Here is a 15890-nt window from a genome sequence, read left to right as displayed (position 1 = left end):
GTTTTAGTTATTCATACAATTGACTAATGGCTATCCCTCCACCGCTTATTATCACGGCTTCGCAGGTACTATGCCATCACTTTCACTGACTTAAAATAAGGTTATACAGTTAAGTTTTCCCTTATACCTTTTCATCGAGTGCAATCTCTCCAAGTAGTCAGCTTCCCACGTTCCAAGAAATCATATCTGTACATATAATACATTTAGGTCATTCCTTTAGCCCTGTTAGCTGGATGATGCCTATAACATCATAAGGTGTTTCATAAAGACGAATTTTACTCCACCTCACTAACCCAACAATAAGTTGGAATACCCTTTCGAGTACCTATACCTCTAGAGCCGTACATTCGGAATTTTGTCATTAGGGAATTTTTTCTCCAAATTCTAACCGTGTGTATTTTTGTAGAACCCCAGTCTATCTATCACACAAAATGCCTCCACTTCGCTTTCCTATAATTAGGGTGATATTCAACTGACTTCACCGAGCTTATAACCACATTTTGATTGCACAAAATGAAGCTATTCGGAGTATTAGGTCGAGCCTTTCAGAGCGTTACCTCCTCATTCGACTCATCTGGTTTCTTAGTTCTCCTAGCAAAATGCGCTAGTGGCTAATCTTTTCAATTAGCAACGTGTCACACCATCTTGATACTCATCTATTAATAATTCCTTAAATTGATCCCGATAAACTTCAGCAGCACTAGAAGGTCTTATTGCATTTTCTGCAGCTGCTTCTGGATCATTTAATATTTCTAAACAAAAATGCTCCAAGTCAGCAAAATCCACTAACCCTTTCTCTGCTTTTGCTGCCTGATACAACTGTGAAAATTTCTGGACAAGTCCAACAAGCGTTTCGACATATGGCCTCATCTCTTTCATATCTCTTAAAAAACTTTGCGGCATTCTAGAAAATAATTCACTTTGCATTTCTTGCAGAATTTTTTTAGCTTTTTCTCTTACTCGCTGTGCTTCTTCCACTAATTCTGGAAGATATTGATCACCTTTGCAAGGTTTAGCTCGCGTAAATTTTAAAGACTGCATTGCTTCATACAATGTTTGCCATCCATCATTTTTTGCTTGAATAAGCACTTCCACGAAAGCTAAATCATCATTAAAATTAGCCTCTCGTGGGACCGGTCCACCTGAACGCTGTGTTAATTTCTTTCCATATTCCAAAAGCTTTTTTGCTCCGTCCAAATGAAGCGCAACATCAAATAATAAGTCTTTAGCAAAAGGCAATTCCTCAATCTTGCTGTCCTCTTCTAATTCATACATGTTAATAACGGAAAAAAGGTAAGCATTTGGTGATGGATTTGCTCTAGAAAAGTCATACACTTCTTGAATAATTTTCTGCAAAGCATCGTCACTTCTATCGTTTGTAAAAGCATCAACAAGATCAAAAAAAGTATTATTCTCGGCTTTTCCATATTCTTCTTCAAATAATATTTCTAAACATTCATCACGAAGCAGCTGCGCTTCCGTGTCATCGGCAATTCGAAAGCCAGGATCAAGATCAATCAAATAATAAAACCTTCGAATAACCTCCAAACAAAAAGAATGGATGGTTGAAATATGTGCTTTATTTAATAAAGCTAATTGCTTTCTTAAATGCTGGGAAGTTGGATTTGCATTCAATTGTTTTTCCAATACTTCACCAATTCGATGTTTCATTTCAGCGGCTGATGCGTTAGTGAAGGTAACAACTAACAGTTCGTCCACATTAATAGGAGCATCTGCTACAATTTTTTGAATCATTCTTTCTACTAGAACAGCCGTTTTTCCAGATCCAGCAGCAGCAGCAACTAAAATATCCTGGCCATTTGCCATGATTGCTTTCCATTGATCATCTGTCCATGTGACATCACTTGGCTTTTGAGGAATGTTGGTTTGTCTCATATTTTCTCTGCCTCCCTTTTTATCAGCTCAAGTGCTTCTTCTTTAGAGTAAGATACTAAAGGACGAAACTGATTTGTCTCTAGTGTCTCATCAAATTGACATACAGATTTAAATGCACAAAAAGTACATGGGGTCTTTTCCTTTAATCGATATGGTGCTATATCGACATTTCCTTCCGTAATGCTATTTCCAATTTCTACGTACTTATTGCGGACAAATCGCTGCAAATAGCGAAACTCTTCTTTCGTCGCAACTTTAGACCGTTTTGTTAATGTTCCATCTGTTTTCAAACCTGCAGGAACAATTGCTGAATCCCCTTTTTCTAACGTGACATCCATTAAGTTGATTACTTTTTCTTCCCCTAGCATTAAACCATTCATTTTAAATTTCTTTAGCAACTCTTCTTCTATTTCTTCTAATGTTAAGATTTTTTTGCTCGCAAGCATCGGATTGTGAACATGGAAATAAAGCACCCCTGCTGGATGCGCTTCTTTATCTACAAGCAAAGAACTATTGGTAATAATTAAATCCAGATAGGTCAGCATTTGCAGCGATAGCCCGTAATACACTTCATTCATATTCAATTCATGGGCGCTCGATTTATAATCAATTACTCTCAAAAACATTTCATTGTCGACTTCGCCTTTGTCTACACGGTCAATCCGGCCAACTAAATCCATCTTCCTGCCATTTTTCAATCCAAAAGTAAGTGACGGAATTTTTCCCTTTGGACCAAATTCCAATTCTAAATCAACAGGAGAAAAACCGCTGATTTTGGCATGTTCGCTTAATATATAAGAAGCTCTGCTGATAATTTGTTCTAACTTTCTTTTTATATAATGATGGCGATTCGTGCTTAATAATATTTCATTTTGCAGTTTTGGAGCTAATATGTCTACCGCGTCTCTTGCCAGCTTTTCACATTGCTCTCTTGTTAAATCAGACCACAATAGATTATCTTGCATAACCGTTTCTGCAATAATCTTTAAGGCAGCGTGAAATAAGTCGCCAATAGCCGGTGCCTCTAAGCGAAAAACTGGGCGCTCCTTTAAGCGTAAACCATGATTGGCAAAATGCGAAAATGGGCATGACTGAAATAATTCCATACGTGATACACTTGCCGCGATATCATTTCCATATAAATCCAAAGTTGTCCGTTCTGTCAAATTATTTGTTCCATTTTGATAGTTAAGACTAGAAAACACCTTTGTTGCTGTTTCCTTCCAGTCCCAATTATCCATGTAGGCATTATAAACATCCCACCAAAAGTCATAAATCGCATAATTGCGCTTTTTAAATTGCAGCTGGCCGGTTAAATAAGACAAGCTTGTTTTCCATGAAACGGCATATTCTAGTTGCCCAGATTCTGATAATTCTTTGGGATCTGCCATATAATAAGACGTCTTGGCATCTGGAAATAAATCTCTTAATCTTTTTATATAAACGGATGGAAGGAGCGATTTTCCTTCATCGTTTGCTAACGGATATGTTATATATAAATAATCGGCTGGCGTAGTAAATGCCTTATAAGCTAAAAACTCTTCATCCAATAATCTTGTTTTGCTTGTAGGAGCAATCTTCATGCCATTTTGGATGAGACTTTCCCTATCACTGTCTGCAAATATCCCTTCATCCGCAAACTTTGAGGGGAAAACTCCTTCATTTAAGCCAATTACGAATGCTGCTTTAATATTATCAAGACGGGATTTTTCTAAATCTGCAATTAATACTTGATCAATCGCTGGAGGCACAAGGGAAAAACGCAGTGTATCAAGTCCTGCATCAAGAACTTTTGCAAACTGTTTATTCGATAACTCTTCATCGCCAAGAATTTCAACATATTGATCAAGCAAATCAACAACACTATTCCATGCCTGATCATGCTCTTCCGCTTTTACAAGCTCCCCTTTTTTCTCTAATTCTGTCTTCCATAACTCTAATTTCTTTGGCACTTCTAATTCTTCTAAAAATAAATACAAAGCTTCACACTTAGCGCGAACCGTTTTCCCTCGCTTTAAGCGCCCTGCAAAACGAAGCAATAGATCAGATAACGCAAAACGCAATTCATTTAGCTCTTGTTCCACTCTCTGTTCATTATCTGTTTGTATCCCTTGTTCCATTTCAAGGCCATAAATTCTTTTATATTTCCACCTCTCTTTTTTTGTCCATTTCTTTCCTTTTATTCCATAAGCTAAACAATAGTTCTCTAATTTATCTACTTTTTCTCGCAAACTGGTTGTTGTTTCATGCAATGGAAATAACAGCTCTGTTTTAATGGTGCGAAACACTGGTTCATATCTCCAATTTGTCTCAAAAATCTCTAAAGACGAACGAATTAGCTCAATCAACGGATGAAAATTCATTGTTCTTTTCTGATCAATAAAAAAAGGAATCTGATAATCTGCAAAAATCGTTTCAATGATATGTTGATACTCTGTTATATTTCGGGCAAGCAAACTAAAATCTCGATAACGGTAATTTTTTTGTCTAATAAGTTTTAAGATTTCTCTTGCGATGCCTTCTATTTCCGCTCTTTTGTTGACACTTTCTGCAAAATGCACAGCACTTTTCCCCTTGTAGGGAGATTGAGGTCTGCTAGAAAATTGGGCTTCTAAGTGTTCCAAAGATGCTTCACTGCTGCCCTTTTGCCTTCTAATCACTCTTTCTGCAATCTCAAGACCCGACTGCTCTGCCATCGAATAAATGGTTTGACAAGCTTCCCCAGTCATTCGGAATAAATCCAATTCATTCGGCAAATCATATTTATAAATTTTATCTAATGTAAAAGTAATCGTGACATTTTTACATACGTTCATTAATTGCTGGATGATCAAATATTCCTGAGGAGTAAAACTGTAGAATCCATCTATATATATTTCCGCCTGCTGCAAATAGCTCGATGTCGATATACTATTTGCCAAAAGGCGAAAGTAATCCTCTCCATCTATATATTTTCCAATCATATTTTCCTCAAATTTTGCATAAATAAGCTGTAAATCATGAAGCTTATCTTCTAAGGCTTTGGAATCACTTGCAGCAGAAATATCCTGCTGTTTTGATTCCAACTCTTCTTTTGTCACACAATATCTTCTGAATTCAGTAATAAGCTGTTCTACTTGGCTAATAAAACCATTTTTCTCTACAACTTTTTGAAATAACATCAATTCTTCTTTATTGTCTTCAATGATTTTTCTAATCAACATATTAATGCCGACACTATCAATATGATAGCGGCTAATGCCACCTGTTTCTTGTAAAATTCTCCATGCAAGTCTTGTAAAGCTGTAGACTTGAGCACGGAACATGCCATCAATGCCTTCAGCAGTCACTAAACGCTGATCGGATAAAAAGGTCATTTGTTCTGGCACTAAATAAACAATTGGATTACCCTGAGGATCTTCTAGCAATTTGTTCTGAATTTCTTCTATACATTGGGCAGTTTTCCCACTTCCAGTTCGCCCAGCTAATAGACGTACTGCCATATTAACCGCTCCTTCCCATTCTAAAATAATCTTGCTTCATCATATCATACAAACACCTGTTCCATAAAGTGAACGGACATTTAGCAGGCTGAGAACTTTTGGTAAAATGCTCTTGCCAGCAAAATAAAAAGAAGCTGACTAAAATGACAGCTTCTTTTTATTTTTGAATGCTTTTTAATGCCTGTTGAACATTTGAAAAACTATTATTTCTAGTAATATTATTGATAGCGCCTTTTATGACTACTTGAACTAATTCTGGACGTAATCCAGTAATAAAAACTTCAATTCCCATTAAACGGAGCATTTCGCCAATCTCATGAAAATACCGAGAATTTTCTTCAGTAATGATATAAACACCTGAAAAATCTATAATCACTTTCTCAATATTTAATGCAGCTACCTTCGGAATAACATGCTCCGTAATATAATTTACTCGAAAAGAATCTATTATTCCGATGATAGGAAGAACAACCACCCCATTGCTGACAGGCACAAGAGGAGCGGACGACTTCGCCAATTCTTTTTGCATTTCTTCTTTATGAGCATCTGTAATCCTTTCGAATGCATAAATAGTCTCCATTAAGCTAATATCCAACATAGCATTAAGGCGTTTAATAATATACGCATTTTCTTTAACAGATAATCCCTTCTCAATACTAATCCTTGTTATAATATCTGTTATTACTTCTCGTGTTATCGGATAACGCATCGCAATTTCTGAAATTTGTCCTTCTAAAGCTACTTGCTCTGCATTTTTTTTGCTCCACTCCATTAAACCATCTGGAACACTCTCTCTATTTTGATTTATGAGCGACTTTCCAAAAAAACCCAAAAAATCAAAATACATGGACACTGCCTGTTCTTTCTCCCAAGCTGGAATTGCTAAATTAATCCCCTTAAGAACATTCTCCACTATTTCAACAGCTAGAATTTCTGCATGTTCATTTATAAATTTTGAGAATTCACTCATCTCATTCATAATCCCCACACCTTTATTTACCTATTTCTTTTTTGGCAAACACGGACTTCTATAAAAAAAACCAGTTAAATTCATTTAAAATATAACTAGTCTAATTACTATAACCACTTAATAATGGATATTTCTAAAAGTCCATTTGAAATTCATTCAGCGGCCAATATCTCAAACTTACTTTCCCAACTACTTGATCAATTGATATAAATCCAAAATGCCTGCTGTCCCAGCTTCCTAAACGATTATCCCCTAATACAAACAGCGAGTCATCCGGTACCGTTTTTTTGCCTGTAATTTCTTCTAAAGTAAAGTCACCAGTCAAGCGGCCTGCTGCAACTTGGCTTCGATAACTATCTAAAAAAGACTCCTCGTATTTTTTTCCATTGATATACAAATGATCATCTTTGTATTCTACTTTATCCCCTGGGAGTCCGATTACTCTTTTCACATAGTCATCTTCTTCATTCGCATGGAATACAATCACATCAAAATGCTTTAGATTACTTATCTTGTACCCGATTTTATTTACAACCAACTTATTTCCATTTTCTAAGGTGGGCATCATTGATTCACCATCTACTTCATAATTGGAGAAGAAAAAAGCACGAATAATAATAAAAATGATAATCCCAATAGCAAAAGCCTTGAGCCATTCCCTGCCTTCTCTCTTGAACGTTTCCTTCAACTGCTTTCTCCCTCCAGACCAGTTTTAAAGCTCAAAAACACACTATGCATTTCCTCTTTCTTTTTCTTCCGTATGATTCATCTTCTCTTCTATCCTTTTTCCTACATACCACAGAATAAATATAGCAATTGCTATAGGAATGGTTCTCATCGGCTGCATAATCATTGACTTTAAATCATACCCAATAAAGCTAATTGTAATAATCATTACCAGCTTTCCAATTAAAACAGCAAGCATATACTGTCCAATTGAAATTCTCGATAATCCTGCCACAATATTTACTAGTGCAGACGGTGTAAAAGGAAAACATAAAAGGATAAACAATGGTCCAAATCCATGATTTTCTATCCAAATCATCAGCCTTTGCACCTTCCGATGATTTCTAATAAAACTTAATAATCTTTTTTGTCCATATTTTCTTACCAATAAAAAAACAAGCAGCGCTCCACCACAGGTGCCGATCCATGAAAAAAGGAATCCTAACCAAAAACCGAATGCATTTACATTTGCCATTATAAATAAAAACAATGGCAAAAATGGAAGAAATGATTCCAGCAAAGGTAAAAGGATGCCTGGCAGCGGACCAAAAGAACGGTAGCTATCAATTATTTGCATGATATTCTCCATAGTGAACCACGCTTTAATTGTCTCTATATCCATTAATAAAAACCCCTTGCTACCTTTTAAAGAATCATTTTTATTTATCAATTCTTTTCATTTTTTTCATCAAACAATAACTGCTTAACTTCAACTTGCAATAATTCAGAAAATGCTCTATTTCTATAAAAATGACTAAATCACCCATTTTTATTTTTGCTTATTTAATCAGCCTTTCTAACGCTTGCTAAAAGACATAAACACAGCATTTTCTCCAGATATTCCTTAACAAAGATTTTTCTTAATTTGCTAAGAACTCTGCTATTTCTTGTTTATTCTGCTCAAGATCCACACTTAAAACAGCCGCTCCATTTACCCTCATATCCTGGTAACTGCCATCAACAGGAACTCTCATAGATTCTATTTCCACGTCTTTATTTGTAATAAGTTCTTTTCCTATATAAATGATATCTCCAGTATCCATACTGGTATTTATATATGGAATCATTACCCCAGCAAGCTTAGGTAATTTCGTAACAGTTTGTACACTGGAAATTTGGGAGGCCAATGCTTTTAGTGTTTTTTGCTGCCTTTCTACCCTTCCAAAATCAGAAATGGCATCATGGCGGAAACGAACATATCCAAGCAATTGTTTCCCATTTAAATGTTGCAATCCTGGCTCTAACGTTACCCCAATATTTGTAGACATTTTCTTTTCAACATCCATTTCCACACCATCTGGAAACGCCTCATCAATAAGTGCCTCAAACCCTTCAAAATTAACGATTGCATAGTATTGTAAGTCTATATCAAAATTCTCTTTAATCGTTTGTCTTAATAATTCAGGCCCTCCTATCGTAAAAGCAGAGTTTATGCGACCTTGTCCATTTCCAGGTATATCAACGTACATATCACGCATTAAGGAAATAATCTTATAGGTACCTGTATCTGGATGGTATTGAGCAATCATAATTGTATCTGTCCGAAATTTATCATCCTCTTTTCGGGCATCACTTCCTAACAATAAGACATTGGTTCCCCCAGTTGCATCCTCTTTCCCATTAAATTCATACTTAACCTTGTTAATGGCTCCTTTTTCTTCCGACTGCTTTACTCCTTGCTTATATTGAAAATAAATATAAGCTGCCCCTACTATCAATACCATTAGAAGAAATACTAAAAATACTCTGCCCTTTCTAAGCTTTCTTCGTTTTTTTCTTTTCTTTTGATAATCTGTTCTCTCCATCCCAGTAAGGTTTCCTTTCCATGCTATTTTCAGCTAATAAAGTAAAATTTCAATCAGTGAGATTTTCCACTTACCCCACTGATCGCAGCCCTGAGATCTATAGAATATAGGCGACACAGACGTTGCCACAGGACGTGGGCGCTATAGTAGTCTGTGTTCTTCTCTATCAGGCTTTTATTCGGCAAGTTTCTACCCACCTAGATTTCTCATTTTCTCTTATCATCCCTTAGGTGGGGGCAAAAGCCTGTTCATGTGTGATAAATTCATCCTTAAGTGACTTCCACATTTTTCGTATGACCATTGATTTTTAAAATTATAAAAGATTAGTCCTTCTCTGTACAATTGTTACCCTTGCTAGCTAGAAATACACTATTGTTCAGTCAAAAATCCTATTATTTTTTTTATTAAAATTTTTTATTTCAATGACTTTTCTCTTATCATATCAGAAAATATGCTTTTTAAGATAATTTTTCCACTTTCAAAATAAAGTGAAACTAACAACCAAGCTTTTACTCAGCAAGTTTCTGCCCACCTAGATTTCTCGTTTTCTCTTATCATTCCTTAGGTCGGGGAAAAAGCCCGTTCATGCATGATAAAACTAGTTTTTCATTAGATACTCTTTAAACCAATTATTTATATAGTTTAGACGTTCTATCCTAAGAGAAGGTTTCCCACTTCTTGATAATTCATGATTCGATTCTGGAAAACGAATAAATTTTGTCGTTTTCTTTTGTTTTTTTAATGCAATAAACAATTGCTCTGCCTGTTCAATTGGACAACGAAGATCATTTTCTCCATGCAATATTAGCAAGGGCGTTTCGATTTTTTCTACATATGCTAACGGAGAATGCTTCCATAATGTCTCCATATCCGTTAAATCAGCCTTTAATTGCCAATCAGAAAAATAATAGCCAATATCACTTACCCCATAAAAACTAATCCAATTAGAGATAGAGCGTTGTGTAACAGCCGCTTTAAAACGATTCGTATGTCCTATTATCCAATTTGTCATAAATCCTCCGTAACTGCCACCAGTTACCCCTAATCGTGTTTCATCAATAAAGTCAAAGTTTGCAAGAATATAATCGACTGCATCCATTATATCCTCATAATCCTTATTTCCATAATCTCCTCTAACTGCATCAACAAAATGCTGGCCATAACCAAAACTTCCCCTAGGATTTATATACAAAACAGCAAAGCCATTTGCTGCTAATGCTTGGAATTCATGAAAATAAGTATTCGCATACATAGCATGTGGGCCACCATGAATCTCAAGAGTTAATGGATATGTTTCCCCTGCTTTAAAACCTATTGGCTTCATAAGCCATCCATGCAATTCCCATCCATCATTTGATTGAAACTGAATGGCCTCTACATTTGCAAATTCATGCTCTTTGACAAATTGTTTGTTTACATCCGTTAATTGTTTTACTTCGCCTGTTTCTAAGTTTAATAGAAATAAATCTCCAGGCAGCTTTGGTGTGCTTATAGCCACAACAGCCCATTTTAGGCTGCCTCCTGTTGATAGGCCATACACATGCTGATTATCGATTAAAGATGGATAAATCGCTCCTGTTTCATGTCCAAAATAAACAATCGTATTGCCATGATCGCTTCCTAGAAATACAAAGCTTTCATTGTCTTCTCCCCACAGCATTCCAGGGGTAACAACGCCTTGCTGAAAATCTCCAATCGCGTCATCTCCAACATTTGCATCCCAATCAGGTGTTAAACATTGCAGCCACTCTAACTCAACATCATATACCCATAATTTAGAGTATGTTGCATTTTCATATTCCCTTTCATGTCCAATTAACCCTATTTTCTTTCCATTGGCAGACCATGTTACTTTTCCAAAATCCCCTGATCCGGAAGTTATTTTCTTCCAAATACTAGTTTCTACCTCATACAAAAAGACATCTGAGCAGAAACTAAGATCCTTATCCTTATGTGTATCTGCCGAAATCGCAATATATTTTCCATCTGGGGACCAGCTTTCTAGTAAATAATCATTTTCGCCGGTAGTAATCTCCATTAATTCTCCTGTACTAATATCAATCATTCCTATGTGCTGATATTTTCCATCCCATAAGCCTGATTGATCTGATTTATACTTCATGTTTGTAACTTCTAATGGCACTGTTTTGTAAGTATGATCTATGTTAGCCTCTTTACAATTGATGCTTTCTTCTTTACAGAGTCTTGTTTGAAATGCAATCTTTGAGCCATCGGGAGACCATACAGGATTGGTTGCTCCATTAGGAATATTTGTGAGCTGTCTGGCCTCGCCTCCCTCTCTATTTAAGATAAATAGTTGTTTTTTTCCTGTTCGATTGGATACAAATACAATTTTTTTGCCATCGGGAGACCATCTAGGTGAATGATTTCTATCTTTCCCAAATGTCCATTGCATCTCTTCACTTTCTTCTTCCAAACTTTTGTAATAAATATTAGAAATATATGTATCATTTTTTTTACAGATCGATGTAACAACATATAAACACCCCTTTCCACTACTATCTACTTGAGGGTCGACAACAGAATTTAATTTATACAAATGTTCAGCTGCTATGCTCTTTTTTTCTTTCATAACACACCATCCTTTTATCATTTAATATGCTAATTTCTTATTTGTTCTAATCAAAAAAAAATAACTGACTATATATAAAAGTTTCTATGCCAAGCCTTTTTCCTACATGGAATTAATTAAATGCAAAAAGAATCCATTTCTGTTCCGAATAACCACAGAAAGGATTCTTATATTGGCTACTTTAACCCAATTATTAGGTAATTTCAACTAGCAAAAGACAAATGATAGTTGTTAAAGATTCTTTTTTTATATTAACGAACACATTTTTTAATCTTTAGATAAACTTTTTTTCATGAATTAAGCTAAATACTTACATACAATTTCTACAGTACAACAATCATTTGATAGAATAAACTATTTATTTGTCTATGAATAATTATGATATCAGCATTAGTAAAAGCTTTATTTGGATCTTGTTAAAATAACAGTGAGGACTGTACACAAGGAGTTAATAAACGAAGGCATATATAAATTGTGCTAGTAAGATTCAAAAATAATTAAATATAATTCAAAACGATTTTTTGTATTTAATTTTCCTCATTGTCATCTGAATAAAGAGCATTATCTTCTTTGCAATTTTTTCTTCTCCCTCCTTTTTTATTTTTATAATCGTTTTTAATAAAAAAGGAGGAGCTATTTTTCTGTTCTTGATTATAATTAACCTTTTTCAGCAATGCATTGCTTCTAGATATTTGGTTAGTAATAGAGTGATGGGAAACGCTGACCGTAATTTCCACATTATTTTTAAACATGATATTTGTTTGCAAAGATCCGATTTTTTTCACTTCTACAATAGGCGAAACGGAGATCCATGAACAAGAAGTATGGGATGGAGAATGAGTAGGAAAAAAGCAAATGGAAAAAGCATCAATTGCAATTGGCACCTTATAGCTGTAATTCATGAGCGCTCGAGTCCCTGTTTTTTTTCCATCATAGGAGCAGCCCAAGTGAATACAATTTCTGTTTATTATTTCTTTTGGCGGCAAACTGCAAATAATAATCTGATTCCCTTCATATATCTCTGAAAATAGTTCTCCTTTTTTTGTAGTAAATGGAAAAATTGCAAGTGTTAATAAATTAATACTATAGTTATCCGAATTTTCTGAATTAAAAACCAAAAAATTCCCTCCCTTTTCATCTTTTCCTTTATCATAGCACTAAAGTACTATTTATTAATTAAAACTTTTAATTTTTCTTAATTTATTCAAACTCTTTCATCATTTTCTTAATTTTTAAAATATTTGATTGATATTTTGAAAATTTCACCATATAATATTAAAAAGGTGTCAGGGGTGAAGAAAATGAAGGAAAAGTCATACACTGAGTTAACTAAATTAAATGCTATGAAAAGAAAAAAAGCTAAAACTTATGTGATGGACCTTTACATTGATATGCTGCTATCTGAAATCCACTTAAAAATAGAAAAAGACAACTTAATGACCCTTATTGATAAAGCCATTGATGAAAGAAATAGAGAAAAATTCAATCAATTAAGTATTGAATTCAATCAATTATGTAAGCGCTTCGGCAGTTGAAATAAGCTAAAAATGCCATTTATTCTATGAGGTTCCCTACATAGAATAAGTGGCATTTTCTTTTAATTGCCTCATCCAACAGATTAAAAGAATACAGGAGAAATCTAGGTGAATAGTATAAATGCCCGCTATAACCAGTCTATGTGACCTACCTTCTATAGACTTCCTCTAACAATCAGTGTGGGACGCGGCTCGCCACTATTTGTTCTTTTTATTTTATTTCTCACTATTTTTTTTCAGCACGCTTGCTTCCTCTAGTTCAGCTATTCGTTCTAACATGGTCGGGTGATTATAGCGAAAAATCTTTACTATTAATGGAGGATTCACTTCACTTAATCCTGATTTCGCCAATTTTTGAAAAGTCGCAATCCCTGAATCTGGATCTTCGGTCATCGCTACAGCATATTTATCTGCTCTGTTCTCTTCATATCTTGATATCGTATTCGTTAATGGACTAGAAACAAAAAACAGAAGAGAAATTAGCGCAAGCATCAGTGGCAAAGAGCGGATATCCTTTATATCTACAATTTTAAAAACATCTCCCCATTTCGCTATAATAATATGCATTAACCTATAAATGATATATAAGCCTATAAATGATAAAAACAAAGAAATTCCAATTCCTATATAAATATGCTTTTCTACATAATGAGCCATTTCATGTGCCATAACAAATAGAATTTCTTTATCCTTCAATTTATTTAATGTCGTGTCCCAAAGAACAATTCTTGAATTGCTGCCAATTCCTGTAACATACGCATTTAAAGCATTCGTTTTATCAGACATATTCACTTCAAAAACATGTTCTGCTGGAATATTAGATTTTTTTGCTAAATCCAATATTTTTGTTTCCAGCTCTTTGTTTTTTAAAGGCGTAAAGTCGTTATACAGGGGATCAATGACGACAGGCTGAATAAACGTAATAAATAAAGTAAATGGCACAGAAAGAAACCAAGCATATAGCCACCAGCGTTTTTGGCTTTTATTAATCAACCAATAAATAACCACAACGAAAAGATACAAAAAACCAAAATTAACCCAAAAATCTATAAGCTCATCTTTCATCCATGCTGCAAAACTTTGTGTAGAAATATGATAGGTTTTCGATAACGTATAGCTGATATAGCTTAATGGAAATGTTGCAATATATGCTGTTAAAGATAGCCAGAATAAATAGATCCCTTGTTGCAGGAGCTTATACTTCGCTGATTTCTCTCCCCACTTTTGATAGGCCTTTGATAAACCAAATAATAAAATAAAGAGGTAAAGCACCCACTCAAAGGGTGTGGACAGAAAAAATAAGAAATTGCGAACTTTAGAATATTCCTCACTAAGAGCGAGTTCCCTGCTATTTAAAAAAGTTGCCGGATCTGCTTGTGATCCTTGGTATTCAAAAGGCAAAGCTGTTTCGGCATGGTAAAATAAGTACCAATAAAAAAATAAGCCGTACGCTACATAAAATAAAACCGTATAAAATCCAATTTTCCTCGCCATTTTATCCCTCCAATCCTAGTACAACCTATTAATAATAATTAGTCCAAAATTTTTCATTTAGAACTAGAAGTTATGAAATTATAGATAAAGTGAAACTTCAATCTGGCTTTTACTCAGCAGGTTTCTACCCATCTAGATACTCCCTTAGCTGAGGGGAAAAGCCCATTAAACGAAGTATTTGTTCAAAAAATAAGAAGATGCTAAAAAGATGGCCATCACATAAAGCCCCCTTTTTTGCATCTTCTTATTTTTAGGTTCTTAATAAATAAGATGTAGAAAATCCTCTTTCGTTACATTGCCGAAATAGTGTTTTATCGGTGTTTCTTCTAATGCTTTTTCTAAATCAGCACGATCATAACGCACGCCAATCAATCTATTTTCAATATCCGAAATATCTCCAACACCAAAGAAGTCACCATAAATCTTGCATTGCTTTACAATTCCCTTCACTACATCAAAGCGTACATCGATTTGGCCAACAGGAAAACGGTGGGAGTGCTGAATATTAAATTTCGGAGACTTGCCATAATTCCAATCCCAATTTTGGTACCGCTCTTTCGAAATAACGTGAATCTTCTTCCAATCGTCATCTGTTAATACATATTCTTGAATATTTTCTTCTCCTTCAAACAAATATGCTAAAAGTAATTTGCGGAATTCTTCAATCGTTATATCTTCTTTCAAAAAGTCTGTAATATTCGCTACTCTGCTTCTTACAGACTTAATTCCTTTTGATTCTATTTTATCTTTTTTGACTTTTAGAGCAGCAACAACATGATCCATTTCTGAACGGAACAGCAAAGTTCCATGACTGAACATTCTTCCCCTTGTTGCGTATTGGGCATTGCCAGAAACTTTTCTTCCTTCTGCAAGCAAATCATTGCGACCGCTCAGCTCTGCATTAACGCCTAAGCTTTGCAAAGCTTTTACAACAGGTTCAGTAAATTTTCTAAAGTTGTGGAAGCTGTCTCCATCATCTTTTGTAATAAAGCTAAAGTTTAAATTTCCTAAATCATGATAAACTGCTCCGCCGCCAGAAAGCCTTCTGACTACATGTATGCCTTTTTCTTCTACATAGTCTGTATTGATTTCTTCAATTGTATTCTGATTTTTGCCAATAATAATAGATGGCTCATTTATATAAAATAACAAATACGTTTCATTTATGTCTAAATTTTTCACCGCATATTCTTCTATTGCCAAATTAATGCGTGGATCCGTTATACCTTTATTATCTATAAAAAGCATGGTGACACCCCTTTTTTTCATCTTCCCATATTATAATAGTAACACAATTTTTATAGTAGTAATATTTATGTCCTTATTTACTATATCTAATCTACAGGTCTTATTCATCTAATTTTTCTAATTTCGTTTTATTGGCACATT

At 34.7% G+C, this 15890-nt stretch carries 11 protein-coding genes; 1 reads left to right on the top strand and 10 read right to left on the bottom strand.

The genetic code is table 11. From position 1 onward, the window contains the following. Positions 1-624: 624 nt before the first annotated feature. The 8 genes from CWS01_RS01115 to CWS01_RS01080 all read right to left on the bottom strand — a co-directional run bounded on the left by CWS01_RS01115 (position 625) and on the right by CWS01_RS01080 (position 12590). A complete protein-coding gene (locus CWS01_RS01115; protein ID WP_101175198.1) occupies positions 625-1896 on the bottom strand; it encodes a UvrD-helicase domain-containing protein in 1272 nt (423 codons plus the stop codon). Beyond that, positions 1893-5378, bottom strand: a complete 3486-nt coding sequence (addB, locus tag CWS01_RS01110; protein WP_101175197.1) for a helicase-exonuclease AddAB subunit AddB — start codon at positions 5376-5378, stop codon at positions 1893-1895. The genes CWS01_RS01115 and addB overlap by 4 nt, the downstream gene beginning before the upstream one ends. A 157-nt stretch (positions 5379-5535) precedes the next feature. Further along, positions 5536-6357 carry an STAS domain-containing protein gene (locus tag CWS01_RS01105; RefSeq protein ID WP_101175196.1) on the bottom strand — a complete coding sequence of 274 codons (822 nt, stop codon included), beginning with the start codon at positions 6355-6357 and terminating at the stop codon, positions 5536-5538. Positions 6358-6481: 124 nt separating this feature from the next. Further along, positions 6482-7036, bottom strand: a complete 555-nt coding sequence (gene lepB / locus CWS01_RS01100) for a signal peptidase I (protein WP_101175195.1) — start codon at positions 7034-7036, stop codon at positions 6482-6484. A 42-nt stretch (positions 7037-7078) separates the two neighbouring features. Then, a complete protein-coding gene (locus CWS01_RS01095) occupies positions 7079-7696 on the bottom strand; it encodes a TVP38/TMEM64 family protein (protein ID WP_101175194.1) in 618 nt (205 codons plus the stop codon). 238 nt (positions 7697-7934) lie between these two features. Continuing rightward, positions 7935-8879, bottom strand: a complete 945-nt coding sequence (locus tag CWS01_RS01090) for an LCP family protein (RefSeq protein WP_101175193.1) — start codon at positions 8877-8879, stop codon at positions 7935-7937. Between the two features lie 598 nt (positions 8880-9477). After that, positions 9478-11472 carry a S9 family peptidase gene (locus CWS01_RS01085; protein WP_101175192.1) on the bottom strand — a complete coding sequence of 665 codons (1995 nt, stop codon included), beginning with the start codon at positions 11470-11472 and terminating at the stop codon, positions 9478-9480. A 527-nt stretch (positions 11473-11999) separates the two neighbouring features. Beyond that, positions 12000-12590, bottom strand: coding sequence for a competence protein ComK (locus CWS01_RS01080; RefSeq protein WP_101175191.1), 591 nt, complete (start codon positions 12588-12590; stop codon positions 12000-12002). 183 nt (positions 12591-12773) lie between these two features. Here CWS01_RS01080 and CWS01_RS01075 point away from each other — a divergent pair, with 183 nt between their 5' ends. Next, positions 12774-13007 carry an IDEAL domain-containing protein gene (locus CWS01_RS01075; protein WP_101175190.1) on the top strand — a complete coding sequence of 78 codons (234 nt, stop codon included), beginning with the start codon at positions 12774-12776 and terminating at the stop codon, positions 13005-13007. A 216-nt stretch (positions 13008-13223) separates the two neighbouring features. Here the strand turns inward: CWS01_RS01075 and CWS01_RS01070 are convergent, their stop codons facing one another. Continuing rightward, the gene (locus tag CWS01_RS01070) at positions 13224-14501 is read right to left on the bottom strand and encodes a M48 family metallopeptidase (RefSeq protein WP_101175189.1); all 1278 of its coding nucleotides are present in this window, start codon (positions 14499-14501) and stop codon (positions 13224-13226) included. 258 nt (positions 14502-14759) lie between these two features. After that, on the bottom strand, positions 14760-15749 hold the full coding sequence (locus tag CWS01_RS01065; protein ID WP_101175188.1) for a lipoate--protein ligase: 990 nt from the start codon (positions 15747-15749) through the stop codon (positions 14760-14762). Positions 15750-15890: the final 141 nt, after the last annotated feature.

The organism is Niallia nealsonii, from assembly GCF_002835805.1.
GTDB lineage: Bacteria > Bacillota > Bacilli > Bacillales > Cytobacillaceae > Niallia > Niallia nealsonii.
Note: the sequence above shows the minus strand (reverse complement) of the source record. Positions and strands in the feature narration are given on the sequence as shown.

What these genes read in the sequence shown, in the direction of transcription:
- CWS01_RS01115 (WP_101175198.1), bottom strand. Translation starts at nt 1,896, where the DNA reads ATGAGACAAACCAACATTCCTCAAAAGCCAAGTGATGTCACATGGACA.
- addB (WP_101175197.1), bottom strand. Translation starts at nt 5,378, where the DNA reads ATGGCAGTACGTCTATTAGCTGGGCGAACTGGAAGTGGGAAAACTGCC.
- CWS01_RS01105 (WP_101175196.1), bottom strand. Translation starts at nt 6,357, where the DNA reads ATGAATGAGATGAGTGAATTCTCAAAATTTATAAATGAACATGCAGAA.
- CWS01_RS01095 (WP_101175194.1), bottom strand. Translation starts at nt 7,696, where the DNA reads ATGGATATAGAGACAATTAAAGCGTGGTTCACTATGGAGAATATCATG.
- CWS01_RS01090 (WP_101175193.1), bottom strand. Translation starts at nt 8,879, where the DNA reads ATGGAGAGAACAGATTATCAAAAGAAAAGAAAAAAACGAAGAAAGCTT.
- CWS01_RS01085 (WP_101175192.1), bottom strand. Translation starts at nt 11,472, where the DNA reads ATGAAAGAAAAAAAGAGCATAGCAGCTGAACATTTGTATAAATTAAAT.
- CWS01_RS01075 (WP_101175190.1), top strand. Translation starts at nt 12,774, where the DNA reads ATGAAGGAAAAGTCATACACTGAGTTAACTAAATTAAATGCTATGAAA.
- CWS01_RS01070 (WP_101175189.1), bottom strand. Translation starts at nt 14,501, where the DNA reads ATGGCGAGGAAAATTGGATTTTATACGGTTTTATTTTATGTAGCGTAC.
- CWS01_RS01065 (WP_101175188.1), bottom strand. Translation starts at nt 15,749, where the DNA reads ATGCTTTTTATAGATAATAAAGGTATAACGGATCCACGCATTAATTTG.